The sequence below is a fragment of the Knoellia altitudinis genome, assembly GCF_042666355.1.
Classification (GTDB): Bacteria; Actinomycetota; Actinomycetes; order Actinomycetales; family Dermatophilaceae; genus Knoellia; species Knoellia altitudinis.
Genome location: NZ_JBHTDK010000001.1, coordinates 1,560,817 through 1,585,872, shown reverse-complemented (window position 1 = coordinate 1,585,872; position 25,056 = coordinate 1,560,817). Strand labels below are relative to the sequence as shown.

The following is a 25,056-nucleotide window of genomic DNA, read 5'->3' as shown; positions in this document are numbered from 1 at the left end:
GACGCGACCCCAGCTCAGAGAAGGGTGAATCCCCATGACACAGGACCTCGAAGGCAAGGTGGCGCTCGTCACCGGGGCCGCCTCCGGCATCGGTCGGGCGTGCGCCGAGGCGCTCGCCGCACACGGTGCGACGCTCGTGCTCGCTGACATCGACACCGACGGGCTCGAGGCGGTTCGCAGCGCACTCGACCTGGCCGGCACGTCGGTCAGCGTCCACCCGCTCGACGTGCGCGACGAGGCGGCCTGCCGCTCGGCCGTCGCGTCGGTGGTGGAGCAGCACGGCCACCTCGACCTGCTGCTCAACTGCGCCGGCATGATGCTGCTCGCACCTGCGCTCGAGGCGGACACGTCCGAGTGGACGGCGATGATCGAGATCAACGTCCTCGGGCTCATGTATCTCACCCACGCCGCCCTCCCCCACCTCGTGGAGTCCAAGGGCTCGGTCGTGCAGATGTCGTCGATGGCCGCGCGCGCCGTGGGTCCTGGGGCATCGGCGTACTACGCGAGCAAGTTCGCGGTCAACGGCTTCAGCGAGGGCATCCGCAAGGAGGTGACCGAGCTCGGGGTGCGCGTCATTGTCATCGAGCCGGGCACCACGGAGACCGCCCTGCGCACGCACATCACGCACGAGGAGAGCAAGAAGGCGATCGACGCCCGCGTCCTGACCTATCGCCAGCTGCAGCCGCAGGACGTGGCCGACGCCGTCATCTATGCCGTCACAGCGCCCTCGCACGTCGCGATCAACGAGATCCTGATGCGTCCGACCGACCAGGCCTAGGTTTCTGGGTCGGCTCGTCCGCCTGTTCGGCTGGGGTCCTCTTCGTCCGCTGGGTCGTCCCTCGCTAGTCTCGGGGCAGTCGACCGAGAGGACCCTTCCCGTCATGAGCATCACCGACAACGGACCGCAGCCCAACGCCTTCGACATCGAGAGCGCGACCAGGCAGAACACGACCTACCGCTCCGTGGCGTGGACCGGCAAGTACCTCCAGGTGACGATGATGTCGATCCCCGTCGGCTCCTCGATCGGCCTGGAGGTCCACCCCGAGACCGACCAGTTCCTGCGTCTCGACGCAGGGACCGGCGTATGCCGCATGGGCCCGTCCGAGACCGAGCTCACCGACACCGAGGTCAGCGACGGCTGGTCCATCCAGGTGCCCGCCGGCACCTGGCACGACGTCGTCAACAGCGGCGACGAGCCGCTCCAGCTGTATGCGATCTATGCCCCGTCGCACCACGCCCAGGGCACGGTGCACAAGACGGCCGAGGACTCGGAGAAGGACGAAGAGGCCGGCACCGACGAGCCGCCGGAGTGGACCGTCCAGCCGGGCTGAGCAGCGGAGCCGGGTCGGGCCCGCCTCAGGCCGTGTTGTCGAGGATGAGCCGGACGGCCTCCTCCGGCGCGTCCCACTGGGGGAAGTGTCCGCACCGCTCGAACCAGTGCAGCTGGGCGTCTGGGAAGGCCGCAACGGCACGCGTGGCCTGACGGGGCAGGGTCACCAGGTCGCGGCGGCCCCAGCCGATGGTGGCACGGCCGGGCAGGGTGCCGGCTGGGGCGCCCGCCTGCTTGGGGCCCTTCGTCAGCGCGTCCATGGCGGGGCCGGTGGCCGGTGCCTCAGCCAGCCCGACCAGGTCCGGCAGCACGGTCCCGGGTGACAGCGCCCACGGCCGGGCGGAGAACTGGGCCAGCAGCGCTGTCCGTGTGACCGGATTGCCCAGTGCCGTGGGCAGGGCCGCGCGCAGGGCGCCGACCAGCTTGATGGAGGGCCGCAGGGTGGCGCCGAAGACGGCAAGTTCGCGATCGGTCCAGAAACCCCCCGGATCCAGGGCGACGGTGTCTCCGCCGACCCCACGCCGGGCGAGCTCGAGCACGATTCGTCCGCCCATGGACTGGCCGACGGTGGAGACCTTGCCGAGCCCCTGCTCGTGGATGAACTCCGCGACCGAGTCGGTGAGCGTCGCGATCGAGACCGCGCCGGTGAGCGATGGGGTCTCGCCGAAGCCGGGCAGGTCGACGGCGATGACCTCTCGCTGCGCGGCCAACCCGTCGAGGATCGGGGTCCAGGACCGCCAGCCCGCGCCGAGACCGTGGATGAGCAACAGCGGGCTGCCGCTCCCGAACCGAACCTGATGCAACGTCATCGATTCAATGTAGTGAGTTGGGTCCTCGAGCACATCGCGATGCATCGCTCACTTCTCTTCGGGTGAACCCTCATGCGTGTGTCCTCATCGGTCCGGGAGATGGCCCCATCGGGTGAGACCGTTCGGGTCATGTGCCCCGGCCGGGCGAGCGGGACCATGGGCGTCAGGAGGCGCCATGTCCACTTCGGAAACAGCCGTCACGTTGCTCACCGGGCCACTGGGAGGGGGCCTTCTCGGCTTTGGCCTGTGGGAGCTGCTCAAGGAGCCCTGTCCGGTCGGGACACTGCAGATCGAGTGTGTGCACCTGGCCGGGCAGACGAGCTTCGGGCCAGCCGGTCTGTCGGGCATCGGGGTGTTCCTCGGCTTCGTGATTGCTGGCGTGATCGTGCTGTCACGGGACGACGGCGACACCGCGTGAGCTGACGGCGGTCGGGTCGTGGTTGCGCCGAGTCGCAAGTGCTGCGGCGTGAACCAGTGACACAGCGTGTGGGTTGCATGGACGGTTTTGGCAGACGAGCTCCACGAGCTCCCTGTCACCGAAGGACCTTCAGGTATGCCGTCCAGCTCTGTTTCCGCAGCCCTTTCCGCCTCTCGCTCGGCTCTCCACCTGACCGCCCTCACCGGCGTCGGCCTCTCGTCACCTCGCTCGTCACCGGCCTCCACGACATCGGTCCGTCATCCCAGATGAGCGTTTTGGCGACCTTGACGGCCTGCGGCGGCGACCAGCGCTCAGGCGGACGAGGCTGACGTGGACGCGTCCAGCTCGCAGAGGAACTCGCGCACGACGTCCGCGACGAGCCGCCCGTGCGTGAACGGCACCATGTGGGCACCGGCCGAGAGCGTGACGTGTCGGCTTCCCTCGCCGCCATGAGCCGCGACCGAGGCGGCCCAGTCCTCCAGACAGATGTGGTCGCGGGGACCGCGGACGACGAGCACCGGGGCCTTGACGCGGTCGAGGGTCTGCTCGATCGAGTCCTTCCGGACCGCGTCCAACCCCCGCACCATCGCCGGCAAGGTCGTCCTGGCGTACTGCCGCAGCAGCGTCGGTACCTGACGCGGCGTCTCGAGCGGGGCGGTCGCGACCCACCGGGCCACCAGCCGTGGCCACGTCGTGGTCCGGGGGTCGGTGGTCGGGCCGACCAGGACGAGGGCGACCACCCGGGCCGGCGCGAGCGCCGCGACGTGCGCCGCGACCTGGCTGCTTGCGGAGTGCGCGAGCAGGACCACCCTGGTGACGTCGTCCGGCAGGACGGCGAGCACGTTCTCGGCCAGCGCCCGCGGGTCCAGGTCCTGCCGGCGGTGGGCCGGTTCACCGAAGCCGGGAAGCAGACGGACCGGGGCCCCCGCACCTGGCAGGTGCTTCAGCGTGGGGCGCCACGACTCCGGGCCGAGCCCGAGTCCGGGCAGGGCGAGCAGGGCTGTGGGCTCGGGCATCCGCCCACGTTAGCCGGGTTGCGCCCTACCCCCTCCGCAGCGAAGCGAGCGGGCGGCTACTGGCCTGAGGTGCGACCTTGCACGACGATGCCCGCTCGAGACGGCCGCCGCCACACCCCAGGCGAGGGTTTTCAGGCCGCGTCACCGTGTTTGCGCGGACGGCCCACGCGCGGTTTGCGACCGACGATCGAGCCGTCGTGGAAGATCTCGCCACCCCAGACGCCCCACCGCTCGGCGCGGTCGAGGGCGCCGTCCAGGCATGAGCGTTGCAGGGGACACCTCTGGCACAGCGCCTGGGCGAGCGCGATGTCGTCAGGGGCGTCGGCGAACCACAGGTCGTCGGCGTGGACCTGGCAGGGGGCGCGCACTCAGCGGATCCTTTGCGTGGCCTTGACCCTGGCGCGCACCCGGCGGATCACGTCGAGGGAGGACGCGGGACGCTCCTGCGTCTCGGGATAGAGGCCGTAGCGGGAGTGCATCTCGGCCCGTACGGCTTCGGGGGTGAGGAACGCGGTGTTCATGGCGGGTCCTTCCTGACCTTGCCTCGGCGCCAGCGGCTGCTGACAGGTCAACAGTCGTTGGGTGAGGTAGTGGCCCACATCGGTCAGTTGCCTTATTTCGTGCGTGGGCAGCTACCTCAGCCGTGCCCCGTCCGCTACCTCAGGGTCCCTGGAAACGGGGCGTATGCGACGCGTTTCCAAGGACCCTGAGCTGACTCGCGGCCGGGCACTCGGCTACTGGCCGCGGGTGCGACCTCGCACGACGACACCCGGCTCCAGCCGCCCGCCGCCGTAGCCCGCCTCGGCGAGCGCCTTGGGGTGGGCGAGCGAGAGGTACTGGCCGAAGCGGACGCTCACCGTCTCGTCCTTGCCGACCTCAACGCCGCTGATCTCACCCTCGACCATGAGCGCCGGTGCCGCGAACGTCTGCACGACGTCGGCCGGGAACGCGAGCAGCCCGAAGGTCGCGGCCGTGATGGTGATGCGTCCCTCGCCCTCGCGGACGCCCTGACCGGACCAGCGCTGCCGGAGCAACCCGGAGAACGCCTCGTCAAGTGACTGGGCGGCGACCTCGCCGGTCGTCTCGACGCCGCGGTTGACGTGGAACATCCGCGCCAGCGCCGGGCTGCGACCGTCGTCCTCGGGGTCGAAGTGCAGGTTCGTCTTCGCGCCGGGACCGATGAGCGGAAGGCCGTGGACGGCATACGCGACTCGCACTGTCGCACGCCCGGGTCCGGAGTCGACCTCCTTGCCGTCCTCGTTGAGCTGCGCCCACTGTCCGAGACTGACGTCGACGCTCGCGTGATCGGCGCGGATGCCGATGCGGTGCAGGAGCTCGAGGCCGTGGTGGCTGAGCTCCTCGGCCGCCGAGTCGCCGAGTCGATAGGTGCCGTCCCGGTCGCGTTCGATGTCGCTCCACGGCCGGCTCTCATCGGCGTATGCCGTGAGTCGCTCCACGTTGCGCGCTCGGACCGCGCCGCTCGCGGCGAAGACCTCGACCTGGCCGCGGTCGCTGCCGACGGCATAGCCGTGCGGCACCTGGGCGGTCCCCTTGACGTCGATGTCGAGGACCTCGGCGATGGCTCGCGTGGTCTCGGCGTGCTCCTTGAGGCAGGGCGGGGTGTGGGTGACCACCGGGGCGGTCCGGGGGATGTCGGGTAGGTCGACCTTGAAGTCGATGTCGGTGAACTGCAGTGTCATGACTGGCTCCTCGCTCAGCACGTGCCGCGCGCGGTCCAGAAGGACCGGTTGCTGACGGGGTCGGTGGTCTCGGCGGCGCGCAGCCGCTCGTTGTAGGTCGGGGCGCCCGGGGACTCGGCCCGTAGGTAGGCCCACTGGACGTTGCTGCCCTCGACGATCTCGTTGGCCTCGGCCCAGGCCTCGCGCACGGGGATGTCGACGCGGAAGAGCCAGCTGCCGGACCAGTAGTAGAGCCACGCGGCATACATCGCGAACCACGTGCCGCGGGAGTTCTGGCCGCCGCCGGAGTAGCTGCTGTTGTGGAAGCCGAGCATGTAGTGCAGCCGCTGGAACGCTGGGATCCAGCGTCCGACGGAGTTGTCCGACCCGTGGTGGAGCAGGTCGCAGGCGTGCGTCGCGAAGAGCTCGAGGTCGTTCTTGCCGAAGTCGACGGCCTCGCTGGTGTCGACGCTGCCGCCCCAGACGAGGAAGCCGTCCTGCCAGCCGTGCGAGCTCATCTGCATCGCGTCGACCTGGTCGCTGCGTTGGGTGGTGCTGGCGGTCGTGACGAAGTCGGACTCCTTGACGTCACTCTCGCCGTGGTTCTGGGTCCAGTCGAACTCGGACAGCCCGCCGAGCGTCGACGCGAAGCCTTCAGCCTCGAGTCGACGGCCGTCGATGCCGTCCTTGATCCACCACGACCCCACGTACTTGGCCATGTCGTGCTCCCTTGCGTTCCCCTGCGCCGTCACGGTGACGGCTACAGGGGAAAGGAGGCGACGTATGCCGTCCAGATACGTTCTGATGGCGGTGAGCTAGTCGCAGGGCCTGTCCCTCGGGCTAGCCTTGCGGCTTCTGGGTGTTGGCGGTGCCCCTGGTGATCTGCGGGCGACGAACCGTGAGAAACCACAATCCACCCCGGCTGCCCTGAGGTGTGGCCCGAAACCTCAAAACCAAGAGACTTCATGAGTCACCTGGCGCGGTCTTGAACCCGCCCATCGAGCGGAGACATGCCCGAAATGCGCTGCAGCGCCAGGCAGCAGGCCCGGCCCATCACTCTTCGTAGGCGCGCTGCTCAAACCAACTGGCGCCTCTGTGCCACAGAGCACCCAAGGAAACCGCGGAGCCACTATCTGGGCGTGGATGCCAGTGTTTGCCTTCAACGCGCTGCTGAGCCTTTCCCAGCACCACCACGATGGAGTTCAGGGGATGCTTGCCTAGCGATAGGACTGCGGTTGGAGGTTCAACTCTGTCACCGAACGCAAACCCCTCGACGAATGCCGATATGACGGCCGCCAAGCCGGATCCGCATCGCAGTGCAACATCCACGACATGCATGTCCCCGTAGTTCGCCCGCCCCTCCACCCGGCAACGATGGCGGCCTCTACATGTGCACCTGTGCAATGCCCACGATCGTGAGCGTTCCCAGGCCGCGTGTTCGAACCGCCCCTTCCCAAGCCAGGCGCCCCCGGCCTTTGCGAGATCCAGCACCGTGGGCGATTCGCTCTGGCAGATGACAACAGCCTCCGCTTGAGGACGGCCCAGTTCTCTCACCAAAGCACCGACCACTGGGTCGGAGACGGCAAGAACCTTCCGGGCGCTCGAAGTCGCATCATCCCCACATCCGGGGCGCGGGTGCGCTTCGGCCGGCCCGCGCGTTTGTCCTCGTGGCATCTGCCCCCCTTTTTCGGCTGCTGAGTGCATCAACGTAGAGGCGCGATGCTGCTCAGATGCATGTTTCGCGAAACATCGCGGAATTGGGCGACACTCGGTGAGACCCGGGCTAACCTGCAGGCGTGATCGAGCCTTGGGTGTCCGCTGAGGTGATCGCTGAACACCTCGGTGCCACCAAGGACAGTATCTACACATGGATCGCCAGGAAGGGTACGCCAGCTCATCGAGTTGGTCGCCTCGGGAAGTTTCAGATCACCGAGGTCGACCAGTGGGTGCGCGGGTGTGGTGCTGACGCGACTACGGGCGCGGGGGCAACTCAGTGAAAATCATCGACAACCTCAACTCGCTGCTGGGGGATGACCTCAAAGACGAGATCGCTCCAGGCTCGAAGGTCAGGATCGCTGCCTCGACGTTCTCAATCTTCGCCTTCGAAGCGCTCCGGAAGGAGCTCGAGCAGGTGAGCGAGTTGGAGTTCATTTTCACCTCGCCCTCGTTCGTCACTGAAAAGGTCACTGACAGGCTACGTAAGGAACGTCGAGAGTTCTTCATTCCGAGGAACGGCAGCGGCGAATCGAGTCTCTATGGCTCCGAGTTCGAGATTCGGCTTCGCAACAAACTCACCCAGCGCGCGATCGCGAAAGAGTGCGCTGACTGGGTGCGGCGAAAGGTCCGGTTCCAGTCGAACTCCACTGGCAACCCGATGCAGCAGTTCGCGATAGTGGATGACAAGACCGCCTACGTGCCTCTTCAGGGATTCACGACCGCAGACCTCGGCTACGAACGGGGCAATGCGGTCTCGAACATGGTGCACCGCATCGACGACACCCCGATGACGTCGCAGTACATCGCGCTGTTCGACCAGATCTGGAACAACCCGACGCAACTCGATGACGTGACCGACGCGGTGGTCGAGCACATCGCCAGCGTGTACGCCGAGAACTCCCCAGCCCGGATCTACTTCCTGATTCTCTACAACCTCTTCGCCGAGTTCCTCGACGACATCAACGAGGACGTGCTCCCCAACGACCGCACTGGTTACCAAGAGACCCAGGCGTGGCAGAGCCTTTACAACTTCCAGCGCGACGCAGCCACCGGTATCATCAACAAACTGGAGACCTACAACGGCTGCATCCTCGCCGATAGCGTCGGCCTCGGCAAGACCTTCACCGCGCTGGCCGTCATCAAGTACTACGAGCTGCGCAACAAGTCCGTCCTGGTTCTCGCCCCGAAGAAGTTGTCGGAGAACTGGACCAACTACAACGCCAACCTGACGACCAATATCTTCGCCAGCGACCGGTTCAACTACGACGTGCTCGCACACACCGACCTCTCGCGCACTCGCGGGGAGTCCCTGGGTTTGCGACTCGACCGTATCAACTGGGGCAACTACGACCTCGTCGTGATCGACGAGTCACACAACTTCCGGAACGCCGACTACGCCGAAGAGAAGGAGTCCCGATACCAGCGCCTCATGCGCCGGGTCATCCGCGAAGGCGTCAAGACCAAGGTCCTGATGCTTTCGGCGACACCGGTCAACAACCGGTTCAACGACCTGAAGAACCAGCTCCAGCTCGCCTACGAGGGCGAGTCGGAGAACCTCGCTCAACAGCTCAACCTGTCGACCACAGTCGAGAACGTCTTCCGCGACGCTCAGCGTGTCTTCAACGACTGGTCGAAACTGACCCCGGAGGCCAGAACCACCGACCAGATCCTGAAGATGCTCGACTTCGACTTCTTCGAGCTTCTGGACTCTGTGACCATCGCCCGGTCGCGGAAACACATCCAAGCCTTCTACGACACCACCGAGATCGGAGCGTTCCCCGAGCGGCTCCCACCGATCTCGATCCGAGCACCTCTTACCGACCTGCCCGGGGTCGCTTCGTTCAACGAGATTTTTGAACAGATCCAGGCACTGACGCTTGCTGTCTACACCCCCCTCGCCTACGTCTTTCCGAGCAGGATCAGCAAGTACGAAGACCTTTACAACGTCAAAGGCGGCACCGCGCGATCCAACCTCGGTCAGCTCGGCCGCGAGCAAGGCCTGAAGAAACTGATGACGGTTAACCTGCTCAAGCGGCTTGAGAGCTCGGTCGAAGCGTTCAGACTCACCGTCGGGAGGATCGAAGGCGCTGTCGACAAGACGCTCAGCCGCCTCGAGACGCGCGCGGGCGCGATGTCAGAACTGGATGTGGACTTCAGCAACCTGGACCTGGACGTCGACGACGAGGATGACGCCAACCTCGAAGCCCTGACTTTTGGCGAGAAGATCAAGATTGATCTGGAGGACATCGACGTCGAGTCCTGGCAGCGGGACCTGTGGAATGACCGCGAGACCCTCCGTGAGTTGCTGGAGGAGATGGAGAAGGTCACCCCCGATCACGACGTCAAGCTCCTGCGGCTCAAGCAGCTGATCGAGGACAAGGCTGCCAACCCGATCAACCCCGACAACCGCAAGGCGCTGATCTTCTCTGCGTTCGCCGACACTGCGAACTACCTGTTCCGCGAGCTCGCACCCTCATTCAGCAAAGCGGGCTTGGAGAGCGCGATCATCACCGGCGGTGCGCACGCAGCCAAGACGACGTTGGGCCCGGGGCACGACTTTCAGCAGGTCCTGACGCTGTTCTCGCCCCGCTCGAAGCAGCGCCACCTCACCATGCCGAAGGAGACCGCCGAGCTCGACGTTCTTTTCGGAACCGACGTCATCAGCGAGGGTCAGAACCTCCAGGACTGCGATTACCTGGTCAATTACGACATCCACTGGAACCCAGTCCGGATCATCCAGCGCTTCGGCCGCGTCGACCGGATCGGCTCGACCAACGCGCAGATCCAACTGGTCAATTTCTGGCCCGATATTTCGCTCGACGAGTACATCAACCTCAAGGAACGCGTCGAGAATCGCATGGTCATCGCCGACCTTGCGGCAGTGGGCGACGACAACATCCTTGACCCGGCTAGTGCTGATGCGGCCTACCGCAAGGAACAGCTCCGCAAGCTCCAGGACGAGGTCATTGAGCTCGAAGACGTTCGTGCAGGCGTCTCGATCACGGATCTCGGCCTCAACGACTTCCGGATGGATCTGCTCGGGTACATCAACGAGCACGGCGCACTCGACACGCTCCCGAAGGGCCTCCATGCGGTGGTCCCGTCCGATCGGGCGAAGGGACTCAAGCCGGGGGTCATCTTTGCGCTGCGCAACGTGGACGCCGACAAGAGTTCGGATCGAGGCAATCGCCTTCACCCCCATTACCTCGTCTACCTGGACGAAGCCGGCAACGTGGTTGCGGACCACACCGAGGTGAAGCACCTGCTCGACGTCATCCGTGCCGGCTGCCGCCCGTACGACGAGCCCGTCGCTGCGGTCACGCGCGTCTTCAACGCGGCGACCGGCGAAGGTGCCGAGATGGGCAAGTACTCCGAACTGCTCACCGCGGCCATAAGGTCGATGATCGAGGTCACCGACGAGCGAGACCTGGACAGCCTCTTCACCGACGGCCCAACCACAGCACTGAGCCAGGCCATCGGAGGCGTCGAGGACTTCGAGCTGATCGCATTCCTGGCCGTCGTCGATCCAGAGCAGGGGAGCGCATGACGGCGCTTCTCTACCGGTGGCCGAAAGCGGCGGCGTTCGGACGGGTCGTGCCAAAGACCAAGTTCTACGAACATGCCAGCCTCGGGTCAACGGTCAAGGACCGCTTCGTTTCCGACGTAAGACGGATCACCTGGGCCTACAAGCTCGCCGAATCCACGATCAACCTCCCGGGAAGCGGCGAGGTGCCGGAAATCCAGGTTTTCGAGCTCGAAGCGAAGGAAGAGGATGTCGCGGAGGGCGTCCTTGTCGCGATCGACAAGGCAGTCCGAACCCCGATCATCTTTGAGATCAGGAGGGGAGAGGACGCCGACGGATCCATCCGCATGGTCGCTGCCCACAAGCAACTCGGCGCCGGTGCCCCCAAGCTGGGCCCGTACTTCAGCACAGGCTGGCAGCCCGCATCAGGCGACCGAGACCCGCTCCCGACGGCCATCGACTTGGCGAGCATGTACACGGCGCTGCTGGAGCCGCTGACGCCCATCGCGGGGCGTGCCGGCGAAAATGTGTCGGACGTGGTCGGCAGACTTACGACCGTTCGGTCACTTGAGCGTGAGATGGCCGCCTTAGAGCGGAAGCTCCGGAACGAGTCACAGCTCAACCGCAAGGTCGAGCTGCGCCGAACCTTGAAGACCAAGCAAGCCGCACTCGTAGATCTGACGAGTGCCACCGATGGCCCGGCCGCGGGCAACAGGAACTGAGGACCACCGTGGAGAAACTTCGATTGACGTCGCCGGATCTGACGGCGAGCAACATCGCCAAGATCGCCGATCTGTTCCCGGGCGTCATCACCGAGTCGGTCGACGCGGAGGGGAACGCCATCAGCGCGGTCGACTTCGATCTGCTCCGACAGGAACTGTCGGATCACTTGGTCGAGGGCCCGCAGGAGCGGTACCAGCTCGACTGGCCGGGCAAGCGGGCGGCGGCATTCGCAGCTAATGCGCCTGTCGCGAAGACGCTCCGGCCGGTGCGTGAGCAGTCGGTCGACTTCGACACCACGAGGAACGTATTCATCGAGGGCGACAATCTCGATGCCCTCAAACTGCTCCAGGAGTCGTACCTCGGCAAGGTCAAGCTCATCTACATCGACCCGCCCTACAACACCGGAAACGACTTCATCTACGAAGACGACTTCGCGGAGACAATCTGGGACTACCTGGAGCGCTCGGGCCAGCACTCCGACGCTGGCGAGCGGCTTGTCGCGAATCCCGAGTCCAACGGTCGCTACCACTCGGGCTGGCTGAGCATGATGTATCCGCGCCTGAAGTTGGCGCGCAACCTCCTGGCCGACGACGGCGTTCTCATCGCTGCCATCGATGATCATGAACACGGGAATCTTCGCGAGTTGCTCGATCTGGTCTTCGGTGGCGACAACTTCCTGGCCAACGTCGTTTGGCAGGGGTCAGGCAAGAACGACGCAAGATTCACTGCCGGCGGCCTGGACTACATGCTGATCTTCGCTCGCAACAAGGCGGCTCTCATCGAAAATGACGTCCGACTCAAGGGCCCGAAGCGGGGCTACGACGACGTACTTGCCGCGGGTCAGCGGATCTGGGAAGAGGCGGACCATGATCCAAAGCGAGCGACCGAACTCTTTCGAGCCTGGTGGCGCACCAAGCCGGACGTCGAGGCCGGACTGAAGGCCTACAGCGAGATTGATGAGTTCGGTCAGATCTACACGCGTGACAATCTGGCGAGCCCGAACCCCCGCGAGAACCTGATGTACGATGTTCCGCATCCGGTGACCGGACAGCCAGTGCCGATGCACGAGAACGGCTGGCGACTCTCGCGCGAGGCAATGGCACAGCGGATCGATCAGGGTCTCATCCTGTTCGGGACCGACCACAAGACGACGCCACGGTTCAAGCGCCTCCTTGCGGACATGGATACGCAGGCGATTCGGCCGGTTGTTTCGCAGGAGCGGGCGCCAGCAAGTGATGCTCTCGCGCGGCTGCTCGGCGGCAAGTACTTCGACTACCCGAAGGATGTTGGAGTCCTATCCACTTGGATCAACGCCGCCACTGCATCGGACAGGAATGCTGTAGTCCTCGACTTCTTCGCTGGATCTGGCTCAACGGCCCACGCGGTAATGGCTATGAACGCGGCAGATGGTGGATCGCGACGATTCATCGCGGTGCAGCTCGACGAAGCGACTGACCCCAAGTCGTTGGCGGCTGAACGCGGCTTCGAGTCGATAGCTGATATCGCGAGGGAACGGCTGCGACGTGCGGGCGCTGACATCAAGGCCGACGCCGGCCTCCTTGGCGAGGAGTCGGACACCGGGTTCAGGTCTCTCCGGGTTGACACGACGAACATGGCTGACGTGTTGCGCACGCCAGACGACACGGACCAACAGGCGCTTTCGGGACTTGAGGACAGCGTGAAGCCTGGGCGCACCGGCGAAGATCTGCTGTTCCAGGTACTGCTCGACTGGGGCCTTGACCTTGATCTTCCGATCGAGGTCGACCAGACCGAGGGCAGGACCGTGTTCGTGGTCGATGAGGGTGCGGTGCTGGCCTGCTTCGACGACGACGTCACCCCCGAGCTGGTTCGCGCACTCGCTAAGCAGGAGCCTTTGCGGGCCGTCTTCCGTGACGCAGGATTCGCCTCCGATGACACGCGAATCAACGCGGAGCAGGTCTTCAAGGAGCTTTCCCCCGCGACCGACGTCAGGGCCATCTGAGCTGATGAAACTTCAGTTCAAGATCCAGCCGTACCAGACCGAAGCAGTCGACTCAGTCGTCGATGTGTTCGCTGGCCAGCCTCGTCGAACGGGTGTCACGTATCGCATCGACCCCGGCAAGGTGAAGCCGAGCCTTGCGCCTGCGCTGTTCGAGACGCGCCCGTCCCCAGACTCCGGTCTACGCAACGCCGAGATCGAACTCTCCGCCACGCAGTTGCTCGCCAACCTCCATCAGGTGCAGAAGTCGCGGAACCTCCCCTTGGCGCCGAAGGTGGTCGACAGCAAGGCCGCGCCCGGTGCTCCGAACCTCGACATCGAGATGGAGACCGGGACCGGGAAGACCTACGTCTACATCAAGACGATCATGGAGTTGAACAAGCGCTACGGCTGGTCGAAGTTCATCATCGTCGTGCCGTCCGTGGCCATCCGCGAAGGCGTCAAGAAGTCCTTCGACGTCACTGCAGAGCACTTCCAACAGGCGTACGGTACGAAGCCGCGATCTTTCATCTACAACTCCTCGCAACTGCACGAGATCGAACGGTTCAGCTCCGATGCCGGCGTGCAGGTCATGGTCATCAACATCCAGGCCTTCAACGCGACGGGCAAGGACAACCGGCGCATCTACGACGTGCTGGACGACTTCCAGTCCCGCAAGCCGATCGATGTGATCAGCGCGAACCGGCCGATCGTCATCATCGACGAACCGCAGAAGATCGGCGCGCCGAAGTCGCTGGAAGCCTTGTCGCGGTTCAATGCACTGATGGTGCTGCGCTACTCCGCGACCCACAAGGTCGAGCACACCAAGGTCCACCGGCTCGACGCGCTCGACGCGTACAACCAGAAGCTCGTCAAGAAGATCGCGGTGCGCGGGATCACCATCAAGGGGCTCGCCGGGTCTACGGCATACCTGTACCTCGACGCGATCGAGGTGAAGAAGGGGCACCCGCCGACCGCCCGTGTCGAGTTGGAGGTCCAGACCAAGGGCGGTCCGATCAAACGCCAGCTCAAGCGCGTCACCAAGGGCACCCGACTGCACGACCTCGCCAACGGCATCGAGGCCTATAAGGACCTCGTGGTCACCGACGTCAGTGCCATCGATGACACCATCACTCTGAGCAATGGCGACATCGTCGTCGCTGGCCAGCTCGCCGACCGCGACGTCACCGAGGAGACCAAACGACGCATCCAGATCCGCGAGGTCATCCGCGCACACATCGACAAGGAGCGCGAACTCTTTAGCCAGGACATCAAGGTCCTCTCGCTCTTCTTCATCGATGAAGTGGCCAAGTACCGCGACTACGACCATGAAGACACGCTGGGCCACTACGCCCGAGTGTTCGAAGAGGAGTACGCCGCTCTCGTCGAGGAGGTGGTCGGGGAGTTGGAGCTGGACGGAGCGACAGCGGCCTACAAGAAGTACCTCGACCGGGACAAGGCCCGCGACGTGCACCAGGGCTACTTCTCGATCGACAAGAAGAGCGAGCGCCTGGTCGAAGGCGACGTCCATAAGACTGGTGACGAGAAGGGCCAATCGAAGGACGTTGCGGCATACGACCTGATCCTCAAGAACAAGGAACGTCTTCTGTCTTTCGAGGAGCCCGTGCGGTTCCTGTTCTCGCACTCGGCTCTGCGCGAGGGCTGGGACAACCCCAACGTCTTCGTGATGGGGATGCTCAAGAAGAGCGACAACACCATCTCTCGTCGTCAGGAGATCGGGCGTGGCCTACGGCTGGCGGTGGACCAGCATGGCGAGCGGATGGACAACCCCGTCACGGTCCACGACATCAACGAACTCACCGTCGTGACAGACGAGTCCTACACCGACTTCGTCGCTGGGCTGCAGAAGGAGATGGCCGAGTCGCTGGCGGCACGCCCGCGCAAGGCCAGCGTCAGGTTCTTCATCGGCAAGACGATCCACACCGCAGACGGCGAGTCGATCGTCGAGGAAGCGCTCGCCCAGGCGCTCTACAAGTACTTGGTCAAGAACGACTACATCAACGATGACGACACAGTCTCCGGCACCTACATCGAGGCCAAGGAGAACGGGACCCTCGCACAGCCGACGTCCGATGTCCTGAAGCCCGTCATCGACTTCGTTTGGCCCCTGGTTGACGCCCTGTACGTCGACCTGCCCGTCCCTCCAGACGCTCGCAAACCGAAGAAGATCCCGCTCAACGAGGCGAACTTCAAGAAGAAGGAGTTCCAGGAGCTCTGGAACCGGATCAACCACAAGGCCGTCTACCAGGTCGAGTTCGACTCGGCTGAGCTGATTGGCAAGTGCGTGGCATCTCTCGACACCCACTTGAACGTCGCCGCCATGCAGTACGTCATGCAGGCTGGCCAGCAGCGAGAGTCGCTTGACGCTGATGACCTGGCCAGTGGTGCCGGATTCAAGGTCTCCAGGACTTCAACCCAGACCGAGACAGTATCTGCCGGGTCTCAGGTCGCGTACGACCTGCTCGGGGAGATCACGGAGAAGACCCAGCTCACCCGGCGCACCGCCGCCGCGATCCTCGTCCGGATCAACCCAAACACCTTTGCCAAGTTCCGCCTCAATCCAGAGCAGTTCATCACCGAAGCCGCACGCTTGATCAACGAGCAGAAGGCGACGGTGATCGTTGAGCATCTCGCGTACGACGCGCTCGAGGACCGCTTCGACTCGGCTATCTTCACGGAGAACCAGAGCGCCCAGGACTTCTCCAAAGTTGGCGAGAAGCTCAAGAAGCACGTGTACGACTATGTCGTCACGGACTCACAGGTCGAGCGTGACTTCGTCACTGAGCTGGACACGAGTACCGAGGTCGCGGTCTACGCCAAGTTGCCGCGAGGCTTCTTCATCCCGACCCCCGTCGGCAACTACAACCCGGACTGGGCGATTGCGTTCAGCGAGGGTTCGGTGCGACACGTGTACTTCGTCGCCGAGACGAAGGGCTCCCTTTCCACCCTGCAGCTCAAGGGCGTCGAGGACGCGAAAATTGCGTGTGCCCGGAGGTTCTTCGCGGAAGTCAACAAGAAGTTCGAGGGTCACGTGGAGTACGACGTAGCCGACAGCTACTCCAAGCTCATGGAACTCGTGACGGCACAGGGAGGATGACGATGACCGAGATCGACCGACCATCGGCGTAGCCAAGATCCCGGTTGGCGCCCTCCCTCCCTTCGCCATCCGCGAAAATTAGAACCCCACCTAGGAGCCGTGATGGCAGAGTCGACCGAGGTCGTTCGCTCAGTGGACGAGAGTGCGTCTTCCAGCCGCACCGCACGTGCGTTTGAAAGCGCTGTGACCAAGGCGCTGTCGGTTCAGCAACCGGCAGTCGACGCCTACATCAACCGCGTGCGCCGCACACGCCCAGACGCCAGTCCGGCGGAGGTCATCAAGGCGCTGAACAAGTACTACCTCTCAACCGTCTCGACGACGGGTGGAGCGGCGGGGGCAGCAGCCATCGTCCCGGGCGTCGGATTTCCCGCGGCTCTTTTGGACCTGATGGCGTTCACCGAGGCATCGGCCCTCTATGTGCTTGCCCTCGCAGAGGTGCACGGCGTTCCTGTCACCGACTTGGAGCGGCGTCGAACCCTGGTCATGGGCGTGCTGCTCGGGAACTCGGGTAGCAAGCTCGTCGAGAGGGCTGCCGGACGGACGGGAGCGCACTGGGGAAAGCTGCTAACCAACAGCATCCCCGCCTCGTCGCTCAAGCAGGCCAACAAGGTGCTTGGCCACAACTTCGTGACGAAGTACGGCACGAAGCAGGGGGTCGTGGTACTCGGCAAGCAGGCGCCTTTGGGGTTTGGCGCGATGATCGGCGCCGGTGGCAACGCGTTCTTCGGCTACGGCGTCGTAAAGTCCGCAAAGCGCGCCTTCGGTCCGCCCCCGCCCGCGTGGGGGGACTGCCCTTCACCTGCCGCGGCGCCAGATGCGACGCGGGCCCGCGCGTCGATCCAGACTTCAGATGAATTGTTCGACGAACGTCACATGTCGTCGGGCGAGACGGAACGCGGCGACCTCCCTAGCGCCGTCAGTTCCGAGCCGCATGCGCTCGAGGAAGTATTGCGGAAACGAGACGACTCGGTCATCGCCGATGCCTGATGTCGCTGGAATCAGCCACACCCACCGAAGAGCCACCCGCTCAGGCCTGAAGGGACATCCACGATGAAGGCAGGGGACGAACTGCTCAGCACGGTGTTCAGCAAGGACCACCGCTATGTGATCCCCATCTTCCAGCGACCGTACGTCTGGAACGAGCCGGATAACTGGGCACCGTTGTGGAACGACCTGCGCAAGGCCGCGGAGGACGCCGAGGCAACCGCGGAAACCGACGGAGACGCCCCTGAGTACTTCCTAGGGGCCTTCGTCACTCAACACAGACAACCGGTTCCACGCCGGAAGCCGACGTCGATGGTGATCGACGGCCAGCAACGCATGACCACTCTTCAGGTCTTCCTTGCTGCGGCTCGACGAATCGCTGTCGAGTTCTCCGCGACCCAGGCCGCGGACAATTTCGGGGCTCTAGTCCGCAATCGCGTGAGTCAGGACAGTGAGTTTCCAGAGGATGCGTTCAAAGTTGCACCCCTTGAGCACGACCGGCCCATATTCGAATGGGCGGTTCGAGCACCGTCCGACGACTCAGCGTGTCCCAACGACCGCCACCGCCTTGCTCAAGCCGCGTCCTATTTCGACAGCGCGCTGAGGGACTGGGTCAGGGAGTCACCCAAACCCGAGGAGCGTCTCGACCTTCTTCACTTCGCGGTAGAGAGCCGCATCAAGGTCGTCAGCATCTTCCTCGAGGCGAAGGACGACCCGCAGGTCATCTTCGAGGCCCTCAATCACCGAGGCGTCCGGCTCGACGCAGCCGACCTCGTCAAGAACTTGCTTTTCCAGACGCTGGATCGCCAAGGCAACCAAGCCTTGGAGCGCGACCTCCTCACCAACCACTGGTCTGTGCTGGATGACTCACACTGGCGCACCGAGATCACGACCGGTCGCATCAAGCGAGTCCGCGTCGACATCCTTCTCGCCTACTGGCTGAGCGCCCAGCGTGGCGAGGAGTCGTCGGTCGAGCATCTCTTCGAGGACTTCAAGCGCTGGATGAAGACCACCCAGGCAGACGCCGCAACTGTCATCCGAAGCATCCGCACCTATGCAAACACCATGGACATGCTCCTGTCCCTACCCATGGAGTCGCCGGTCGCTCAGGCCTTAGACCGACTGGACTCCACCGGCACCACCACGCCTTGGCCTTTGATCCTGTTCCTTCACGCGGAGGTCACCGTTCCACAGGACCAGGCTGTGGTAGGCACGATGGCTCTCGACTCGTTCCTGACGCGTCGGGCTGTATGCCGCTTAGGCACGAAGGACTACAACCGCTTGTTTGGGTCGCTCCTAGGAACGATCAAGTCCGGTGAAAGGACAGGGGCCGGCACCCTACTGGTCTCTGCGCTTGCCGCTCAGACAGCGGAAAACCGCTACTGGCCGGCCGATCGTGAGTTCGTCGACGGACTTCTGAACCCGCGGCTGTACACCGACTTGGTGCGTGCCCGACTGCGGACGGTTCTGGTAGGCCTCGAAAACCAGCTCATCACGAGCAAATCGGAACCCGCGACTCCGCACCGCGCGGCGAGCAAAGCTCTCACGATCGAGCACATCATGCCTGTCAGCTGGCGTGACCATTGGTCACTTCCATCGGACTCAACCGACGAGCAGCTCGAACGCCGCGCCGCAGCCGTGCACAGCCTCGGAAACCTCACCTTGGCGACGCAAGGCCTCAACTCGAGCCTGAGCAACGATCCGTGGACCAAGAAACGCCACACCTTGCAGACCCACAGCTTGGCGCGTCTGACCACGGGGTCGGTCTTGACATATCCGGAGGGTCTGAGCGGGTGGACCCAAGACGAGTGGGTGAGCACGTGGGACGAGCAGCACATCGACCTACGTGCCAAAGCGATGGTCGCCGTCGCCCTGAAGACGTGGCCGCACCCCAACCCAGATAGCGACCCACGTCCCAAGGAGACTTCCTTCGACCTCGCCAACTCCGAGTCGATCCGCGAGCGGCGTGATCATGCGGTGCACGGAGATCTCCTTCCCTTGCTGAGTGCTGATCTCGTCAGGCCCGGAGATTTGTTGGAGCACCGGCGCGTCAGGTCCGGTGAGGTCTTTCGCGCCACCGTGACCAGCACCGGCGACCTCGACACGGTCGCGGGTCGATATCAGGCTCCCTCGACAGCGCTCAGTGAGCTTATGGGAAGCTCTCGCAACGGTTGGACTGACTGGACGCACACCCGTACGGGCCGGACATTGGATGAGCTCCGAACATCACTGCCCGACTAGTGCAGACGCCGAGCCGGTCTGGTGGTACTTGACACACACTGCTCGGTGCGAGGCAGGATCCGCCATCCTCACCGTGTCGTGGGGTTCGAGGATGGTGGCCACTCCCTCGACGCGTCGGCCATTCGCTTGCGCGCCAGACGAAGCCTCGCGCGTGGTTGACCGACCTTGTCAAGGTTCAAAGGAGGATCGAGTTTCCGGACAACTTTCGTCTCCACGTCTCCCAGCGGCGCACCTTCGGGTTTGACCCAGACGACCAACGACAGTCGCTCGTCCATCCATTCGCTCAGAAGCGCGTCACCATCCGGAGCCAGTCCGAAATTCGCGCTGCCATCCGGCCGAGCGAGGTTCCTCGGCACCGCAACGAGTCCCAGGCGATCGACGAGCAAGGCTGCCAGGCTGCGACGCACCGTGGAAGAGCCCGTTTTACCGGTGCAGAAGTGGGTCCCGACATCTCTACCGTTGAGGCTGCGCTCAGCCTTGCCAACATATAGCGGCTGCCCCAGAATCGGCTCCAGCCCGAGCTCACGCCAAGCACGCTCATCACCGTAGAAGGCATAAAGCCCTGCGACGTGAGGTGCAGATACTGCCGCCTGTTCTCGATTTTGGCGTTCTCCAGCCAGTCCTACCAACGCGTCGGCCACCACGAGTACAGAGGTCATGATCCATCGTGGCTTAGTTGTTGGACGAAGTGTCGCTCAATCGCAGGTTCATACAGTGCGACGGGCACCTCCTAGACGTCATCCGCGGCGGCGAGGTCGTCCTCCCGACCCACGCGAGGAGCCACAACCGCGTCGACGGGCATGATCTCGGCGGAGTCGTCGCCAAAGTCCCGCTAGACCCGACAATCCCCATGACGAGGCTATCGACGCCACCCCTCCGCGCGCCTCATCGGGCTACGGCCTCGATGACTGGAATTCGTTCTCCAGTGCCACGAGCGATTTCGACGTGGAGACCAGGAAGTCCAAAGTCCACGCCCTAATCCGTCGCCTCTTCGGTCCAACTACCGACTTCAACGATTTCGTCGCAGGCATCGTCGCGGAGCACGGAGTCGCGCCAGCGATCAGTCCTGCGCGTCCGAACCGACGAGGGCTGGTGGGCGGGTGTCACCCAGGTCGCCTACGAGTTTGGTGGGGCTCGCTCCGCTGAGGCTGCGGAAGTTACACACCAAGTGCATCTGGTCCTTGTCATCCCGCAGGGCGGCGTGCCCGGCAAGTCCGTGGCGCCCGGCGGCTACTCCGGCTCGGAGTGGTGCGGCTCGGTCTTCGACCCCAAGGCCGGCAACTGGCTCTTCGCCAACGCCCAGACCCCGGGCATCACCTTCGCGATCACCGGCCCGTGGCGCACCGGCTCGCTCTGAGCGTGCCCACCTGAGCTGAGGGAGACGACGAGGTATGCCGCCCGCTCGAGCGAGCGGCATACTTCCACAAATCACCTCGGCCGATCCCGGCCACCTGCTCTGCGAGTGAGGACCAACTGATGCCGACCGACGACCTGCTCGCCCGCCTGGAGCACCTCTCGACGACGAGCCTCGTCGACGCCTCACCCACGCTGCGCATCCTGCCGCCCGCCCTGCGCCCCGTCGTCGCTGGTCGCCACCTCGTGGGTCGGGTGGTTACGGCCAAGGCCAACCGGGACCTCATGTCCGTCATCCATGCGCTCCGCCAGTCCGAGCCCGGGGACGTGCTCGTGGTGGACGTCGGTGGTGACGAGCGGGCCGTCGCGGGTGAGCTCTTCGGCACCGAGGCCCAACGGCGGGGTCTGCGCGGACTCGTCCTCTTCGGTCGCTCCCGGGACACCGCCACCCTGGCCAAGCTGTCGATGCCGATCTGGTCGACCGGGTTCGCGCCGAACGCCTATCCGGCGAGGGCCCTCCCGGAGACCGGTGTAGCCCTGTCGCTCGATGGTGTCGACGTGGTGCCGGGCGAGCTCGTCGTCGGGGACGACGACGGTGTCATCGTGGGCTCGGACGACGAGTTCGGCGCTGCCGTCGATGCTGCTGAGGCGATCGAGGCCAGGGAGAAGGGCCTCCAGGCCCGCATGCTCGACGGCTCAACACTCTTCGACGTCATGAACTACGAGGAGCACCTCGCGGCCCTGCGCGATGGCCGGCCGGGAGGTCTGTCCTTCGGCTGACCCCTCAGGCACTCGTCATCGACCGCTTGGATGGACGGATCTTGCACGTCCGGTCTGCGTGCGCGACGCTGCAACCACGCAACCACCGCTGACCGCAGGAGACTCGACGTGACCGCGTTCGCCCACCGCGCCGAGCGGGTGCAGCCCTCAGCCATCCGTGAGTTCCTCGCTCTCGCAGGCGATCCGCGGATCACGTCGTTCGCCGGCGGCTACCCGGACCCGACGCTCTTCCCGATCGAGGAGCTCCACAAGATCTATGACGAGCTCCTCTCGGCGGCCAACGCCTCGGCACTGCAGTACGCCGCGTCCGACGGACTGCCCGAGCTGCGCGCGCTCGTTGCCGCCCGACTCACAGCGGACGGTATGCCGTGTGTCGCCGACGATGTCCTCATCACCCAGGGTGGGCAGCAGGGTCTCGACCTCAGCGCCAAGCTGTTCATCGACGCCGGGGACGTCATCGTCACCGAGCGGCCGACGTTCCTCGGGGCCCTGATCGCGTTCAACCCGTGCGAGCCGGACTACCGCTCCGTGCCCATGGACGAGGAGGGCCTCGACACCGACGCCCTCGAAGAGGTGTTGCGCACCACCGACCGGGTCAAGCTCATCTACGTCGTCCCCGACTACCAGAACCCCACCGGGCGCACGATGAGCCTGCCGCGGCGTCGGCGGCTGGTCGAGCTCGCCGAGGAGCACGACGTCGTCATCATCGAGGACACGCCCTACCGCGAGCTGCGCTACGAGGGTGAGCGGCTGCCGACCATCAAGAGCCTCGACACCACGGGGCGGGTGATTCACCTGGGCAGCTTCTCCAAGATCCTCGCCCCCGGACTGCGGCTCGGGTGGGCCCTGGCGACTCCTGAGATCCGCGAGAAGCTTGCCCTCCTCAAGCTCGGCGCGGACACCCAGAACGGCACGCTCAACATGCGCGCCGCCGCGGCATACCTCAGTGGCTTCGACATCGAGCAGCACATCGCCGGCATGCTCCCGACCTATCGGCACAAGCGTGACCTCATGCTCGCCACCATGGCGGAGCACTTCCCCCCGGGGATCACGTGGACACGCGCCCAGGGCGGCCTCTTCACGTGGGTGACCTTCCCGCAACGCCTCGACGTCGCCGCGTTCCAGCGCGACGTCCTCATTCCTCGGTCAGGCGTCATCGTCGTGCCGGGCACGCCCTTCTTCTCCGAGCGTCCCGAGGCCAACCACGCGCGGATGAGCTTCTCCGGGGTGCCCGACGAGCGACTCGTCGCCGGCGTCCGAGCCATGGGCGACCTCCTCAGAGAGGTGCTCGCCTGACGGCTGGCCCGAACGTAACGGTGGGGCGCCGCTGAGCCTGTTCACGACTTGGCCTGACGCTCAGCCGACTGCCGGTGCAGCTCGCGGAGCTCTTCGGCAAGCTCACGGGCCGGCCCCGAGACGGGGATGACGGGAGCCACGGCATTGATGGGCAGAGGTGCCACTGGCCCTTCCATGAGGCCCCAGTCGCGCCGACCGGCCACCGGTGTCGAGGACGAGGAAGGGCTCCTCGCCTCCCACGGCCTGGACCAAGGCGTTGAGCCGATCTCGCGTCAGCGCACCCAGGCGCGTGCCGTCGCCACCGCGCACGCTGACGGGGACGCCGGGCACGGGGTGGTCGACCGAGTCGGAGCTGAGATCGACGAGGACGAGGCCGTGACGGGAAGCGAGGCGCAGGAGGGTCAGCAGGGCATCGTCAGCGCTCGGGTAGGTCACGGGGACGAAGAGGGCCTGGGCAGTCGGGGCAAGCGGCCAGACCGAGACCCACTGCTCGCCGTCGGGGAGGCCCTCGACGATGCTCGACAGCTCGGCGTGGAAGGCGGCGACGCGTGGATCGACTGTCTCGGGGCTCGACTCGTCATCGATCAGTTCCGCTGCAGCGGCGAGGGTCTCGTCATCGGTGCGACCCGCAGCCTCGGGGACCAGGGCGGCGAAGTCGTAGCTCACTGCCCCTCCGGCGACTCTTCGAGCACTGTTGCGACGATGCGAGCCCCTGATGCCAGGACGGTCACCGATCCGTGCGAGGCGACCGCTTCGTCCCACCCGGCCGGCGCAACGTCGCCGCCCTGAGCGCTCAGGCGACGGAGCAGGAAGCCCTCGTCGCCGGGACCGTCGACGACGAGCAGGGTGGCGCGATGGAGGAACGACCACCCCTCGGTGCTCGACACCTCCACGTCGGCCAGCTCGATCGTGGGCTGTCCGTCGCTGATGCTCAGGGTGGCGTGGTCTGGGTCGACGTACTCGGGCATGAATCCGAACCTAGCGAAGGCAGCGCTCTGTCCACAGGCTTTTGGGGACAGGCTGGGGACAGGTGCTGGATCCGGTGGACAACTGGTCCAGATCGGTGCACAACCGGCCCCAGCCTGTGGACGCGCAAAATGTTTGGACGAGTTTGCTGAAAACCCTTGTGGCACAGAGGGATTGGGGAGTAGAAATGCCCTACGCACTCCCCCCGGGGAGAGCGGGACAGCTCGGAGACAAAGGTCCACACGGCGAGTTCACTCGCTGCGGGAGCCAGGTGACGTGGCACTCGGGACCGGAGTCGAAGGGAAGTCGATCGGGAGCGTCACATCGACCGATCACTCAGAAGGGCCCTTGGAACTCATACTTCCGAGGGCCCTTCGCCTGTCCGCCCGCGGTTGCCCCCGCCGTGGCTCTCGCCGTTGACAGGTCGGCGAACGGGAGCGAGGGTGCACCGGTGACTTCCCCCTCCGATGACTGGGCGCGGCACGTCCGCGAGGTGGCGGACGGCCACCCGGTCCTCGCCGCCGAGCTCGCGGACCACGGCCTGCCCGAGCGCTGGTCGCGGCCGCCGGGGTTCCCCAGCCTCGTCCTGCTCATCCTCGAGCAGCAGGTGTCGCTGGCCTCGGCCGCGGCCTGCTTCGCCCGCGTCCGGACACGGGCAGGAGCGATGACACCCGTGGCTCTCCTCGCGACGACCACGGAGGAGCTCCGCGAGGACGGCGTGTCCCGCCAGAAGGACCGCTACCTGCGTGCCCTCGCCACCGAAGTGACCTCCGGTGACCTCGACGTCGACGGGCTCGCGTCCCTCGCCGACGCCGACGTCGTCACCCGGCTCACCGCCCTGCCCGGCATCGGTCGCTGGACGTCAGAGGCCTACCTCCTCGCCTGCCTCGACCGCCCGGACGTGTGGCCCGTCGGTGACCGCGCCCTGCAGGTCGCCGTGGCGGAGCGGCTCGGACTTCCGCAGGTGCCCGACGGGCGTGAGCTGGAACGGCTGGGTGAGGTCTGGCGACCGCACCGCTCCACTGCGGCCCGGCTGTTGTGGCACGGCTACCTTGCCAGGCGCGGGCGCCGCGAGACGGTCGTCGATCTCACGCCCTGAGCCGCTGACCTGCGTTTCTTGACACGTTCAAGAAAACTGGCAGGCTGG

The 25,056-nt window shown here is 65.2% G+C and carries 23 protein-coding genes; 14 read left to right on the top strand and 9 right to left on the bottom strand.

Annotated features, from left to right (window positions below; all coding sequences use genetic code 11):
* Positions 1-34 precede the first annotated feature (34 nt).
* Complete coding sequence (locus tag ACFQW8_RS07485) at positions 35-778, top strand: SDR family NAD(P)-dependent oxidoreductase (protein ID WP_380086360.1); 744 nt, start codon at positions 35-37, stop codon at positions 776-778.
* A gap of 103 nt (positions 779-881) precedes the next feature.
* Positions 882-1,331: a cupin domain-containing protein gene (locus tag ACFQW8_RS07480; protein WP_380086359.1), complete on the top strand. Its 450-nt coding sequence runs from the start codon at positions 882-884 to the stop codon at positions 1,329-1,331.
* A 25-nt stretch (positions 1,332-1,356) separates the two neighbouring features.
* Here ACFQW8_RS07480 and ACFQW8_RS07475 read toward each other — a convergent pair whose 3' ends face one another.
* Complete coding sequence (locus tag ACFQW8_RS07475) at positions 1,357-2,139, bottom strand: alpha/beta fold hydrolase (protein ID WP_380086358.1); 783 nt, start codon at positions 2,137-2,139, stop codon at positions 1,357-1,359.
* A 175-nt stretch (positions 2,140-2,314) separates the two neighbouring features.
* Here ACFQW8_RS07475 and ACFQW8_RS07470 point away from each other — a divergent pair, with 175 nt between their 5' ends.
* Entirely contained in the window at positions 2,315-2,557 is a 243-nt protein-coding gene (locus ACFQW8_RS07470; RefSeq protein ID WP_380086357.1) for a hypothetical protein, read from the top strand.
* A gap of 311 nt (positions 2,558-2,868) precedes the next feature.
* Here ACFQW8_RS07470 and ACFQW8_RS07465 read toward each other — a convergent pair whose 3' ends face one another.
* The 5 genes from ACFQW8_RS07465 to ACFQW8_RS07445 form a co-directional block, all read right to left on the bottom strand.
* On the bottom strand, positions 2,869-3,573 hold the full coding sequence (locus ACFQW8_RS07465) for an alpha/beta fold hydrolase (RefSeq protein ID WP_380086356.1): 705 nt from the start codon (positions 3,571-3,573) through the stop codon (positions 2,869-2,871).
* A gap of 131 nt (positions 3,574-3,704) precedes the next feature.
* Positions 3,705-3,941 carry a WhiB family transcriptional regulator gene (locus ACFQW8_RS07460; protein WP_380086355.1) on the bottom strand — a complete coding sequence of 79 codons (237 nt, stop codon included), beginning with the start codon at positions 3,939-3,941 and terminating at the stop codon, positions 3,705-3,707.
* Complete coding sequence (locus ACFQW8_RS07455; protein ID WP_380086354.1) at positions 3,942-4,094, bottom strand: hypothetical protein; 153 nt, start codon at positions 4,092-4,094, stop codon at positions 3,942-3,944.
* 213 nt (positions 4,095-4,307) lie between these two features.
* A complete protein-coding gene (locus ACFQW8_RS07450) occupies positions 4,308-5,273 on the bottom strand; it encodes a hypothetical protein (RefSeq protein ID WP_380086352.1) in 966 nt (321 codons plus the stop codon).
* A gap of 14 nt (positions 5,274-5,287) precedes the next feature.
* Positions 5,288-5,971: a DUF6345 domain-containing protein gene (locus ACFQW8_RS07445; RefSeq protein WP_380086351.1), complete on the bottom strand. Its 684-nt coding sequence runs from the start codon at positions 5,969-5,971 to the stop codon at positions 5,288-5,290.
* Positions 5,972-7,048: 1,077 nt separating this feature from the next.
* Between ACFQW8_RS07445 and ACFQW8_RS07440 the strand changes: the two genes are divergently transcribed.
* From ACFQW8_RS07440 to ACFQW8_RS07410, 7 genes are all read left to right on the top strand, one after another.
* On the top strand, positions 7,049-7,249 hold the full coding sequence (locus tag ACFQW8_RS07440) for an excisionase family DNA-binding protein (protein WP_380086350.1): 201 nt from the start codon (positions 7,049-7,051) through the stop codon (positions 7,247-7,249).
* A complete protein-coding gene (locus ACFQW8_RS07435) occupies positions 7,246-10,515 on the top strand; it encodes a helicase-related protein (protein ID WP_380086349.1) in 3,270 nt (1,089 codons plus the stop codon). The genes ACFQW8_RS07440 and ACFQW8_RS07435 overlap by 4 nt, the downstream gene beginning before the upstream one ends.
* Entirely contained in the window at positions 10,512-11,213 is a 702-nt protein-coding gene (locus ACFQW8_RS07430) for a DUF4391 domain-containing protein (protein ID WP_380086348.1), read from the top strand. The genes ACFQW8_RS07435 and ACFQW8_RS07430 overlap by 4 nt, the downstream gene beginning before the upstream one ends.
* A gap of 8 nt (positions 11,214-11,221) precedes the next feature.
* Positions 11,222-13,195: a site-specific DNA-methyltransferase gene (locus ACFQW8_RS07425; protein ID WP_380086347.1), complete on the top strand. Its 1,974-nt coding sequence runs from the start codon at positions 11,222-11,224 to the stop codon at positions 13,193-13,195.
* Between the two features lie 4 nt (positions 13,196-13,199).
* Entirely contained in the window at positions 13,200-16,289 is a 3,090-nt protein-coding gene (locus ACFQW8_RS07420) for a type III restriction-modification system endonuclease (RefSeq protein WP_380086346.1), read from the top strand.
* 102 nt (positions 16,290-16,391) lie between these two features.
* A complete protein-coding gene (locus ACFQW8_RS07415; RefSeq protein ID WP_380086345.1) occupies positions 16,392-17,276 on the top strand; it encodes a hypothetical protein in 885 nt (294 codons plus the stop codon).
* A 63-nt stretch (positions 17,277-17,339) separates the two neighbouring features.
* Entirely contained in the window at positions 17,340-19,514 is a 2,175-nt protein-coding gene (locus ACFQW8_RS07410) for a GmrSD restriction endonuclease domain-containing protein (RefSeq protein ID WP_380086344.1), read from the top strand.
* A 68-nt stretch (positions 19,515-19,582) separates the two neighbouring features.
* On the opposite strand, the gene ACFQW8_RS07405 is transcribed toward ACFQW8_RS07410, so the two are convergent.
* Positions 19,583-20,173, bottom strand: coding sequence for a GIY-YIG nuclease family protein (locus tag ACFQW8_RS07405; protein WP_380086343.1), 591 nt, complete (start codon positions 20,171-20,173; stop codon positions 19,583-19,585).
* 509 nt (positions 20,174-20,682) lie between these two features.
* On the opposite strand from ACFQW8_RS07405, the gene ACFQW8_RS07400 reads away from it, so the two are divergent.
* The 3 genes from ACFQW8_RS07400 (at position 20,683) to ACFQW8_RS07390 (ending at position 22,943) form a co-directional block, all read left to right on the top strand.
* Positions 20,683-20,871, top strand: a complete 189-nt coding sequence (locus tag ACFQW8_RS07400) for a hypothetical protein (RefSeq protein ID WP_380086342.1) — start codon at positions 20,683-20,685, stop codon at positions 20,869-20,871.
* 119 nt (positions 20,872-20,990) lie between these two features.
* Complete coding sequence (locus ACFQW8_RS07395; protein ID WP_380086341.1) at positions 20,991-21,647, top strand: RraA family protein; 657 nt, start codon at positions 20,991-20,993, stop codon at positions 21,645-21,647.
* A gap of 108 nt (positions 21,648-21,755) precedes the next feature.
* Complete coding sequence (locus ACFQW8_RS07390; RefSeq protein ID WP_380086339.1) at positions 21,756-22,943, top strand: aminotransferase-like domain-containing protein; 1,188 nt, start codon at positions 21,756-21,758, stop codon at positions 22,941-22,943.
* Positions 22,944-23,045: 102 nt separating this feature from the next.
* Here ACFQW8_RS07390 and ACFQW8_RS07385 read toward each other — a convergent pair whose 3' ends face one another.
* Together ACFQW8_RS07385 and ACFQW8_RS07380 are read right to left on the bottom strand one after the other, a co-directional pair.
* Positions 23,046-23,609 (bottom strand): hypothetical protein, encoded by a 564-nt coding sequence (locus ACFQW8_RS07385; RefSeq protein WP_380086338.1) that lies wholly within the window; start codon positions 23,607-23,609, stop codon positions 23,046-23,048.
* Entirely contained in the window at positions 23,606-23,911 is a 306-nt protein-coding gene (locus ACFQW8_RS07380) for a hypothetical protein (protein WP_380086337.1), read from the bottom strand. Before ACFQW8_RS07380 ends, ACFQW8_RS07385 begins: the two co-directional genes overlap by 4 nt.
* Positions 23,912-24,360: 449 nt before the next feature.
* Here ACFQW8_RS07380 and ACFQW8_RS07375 point away from each other — a divergent pair, with 449 nt between their 5' ends.
* Positions 24,361-25,008, top strand: a complete 648-nt coding sequence (locus tag ACFQW8_RS07375) for a DNA-3-methyladenine glycosylase family protein (RefSeq protein WP_380086335.1) — start codon at positions 24,361-24,363, stop codon at positions 25,006-25,008.
* The last annotated feature ends 48 nt before the right edge of the window (positions 25,009-25,056 follow it).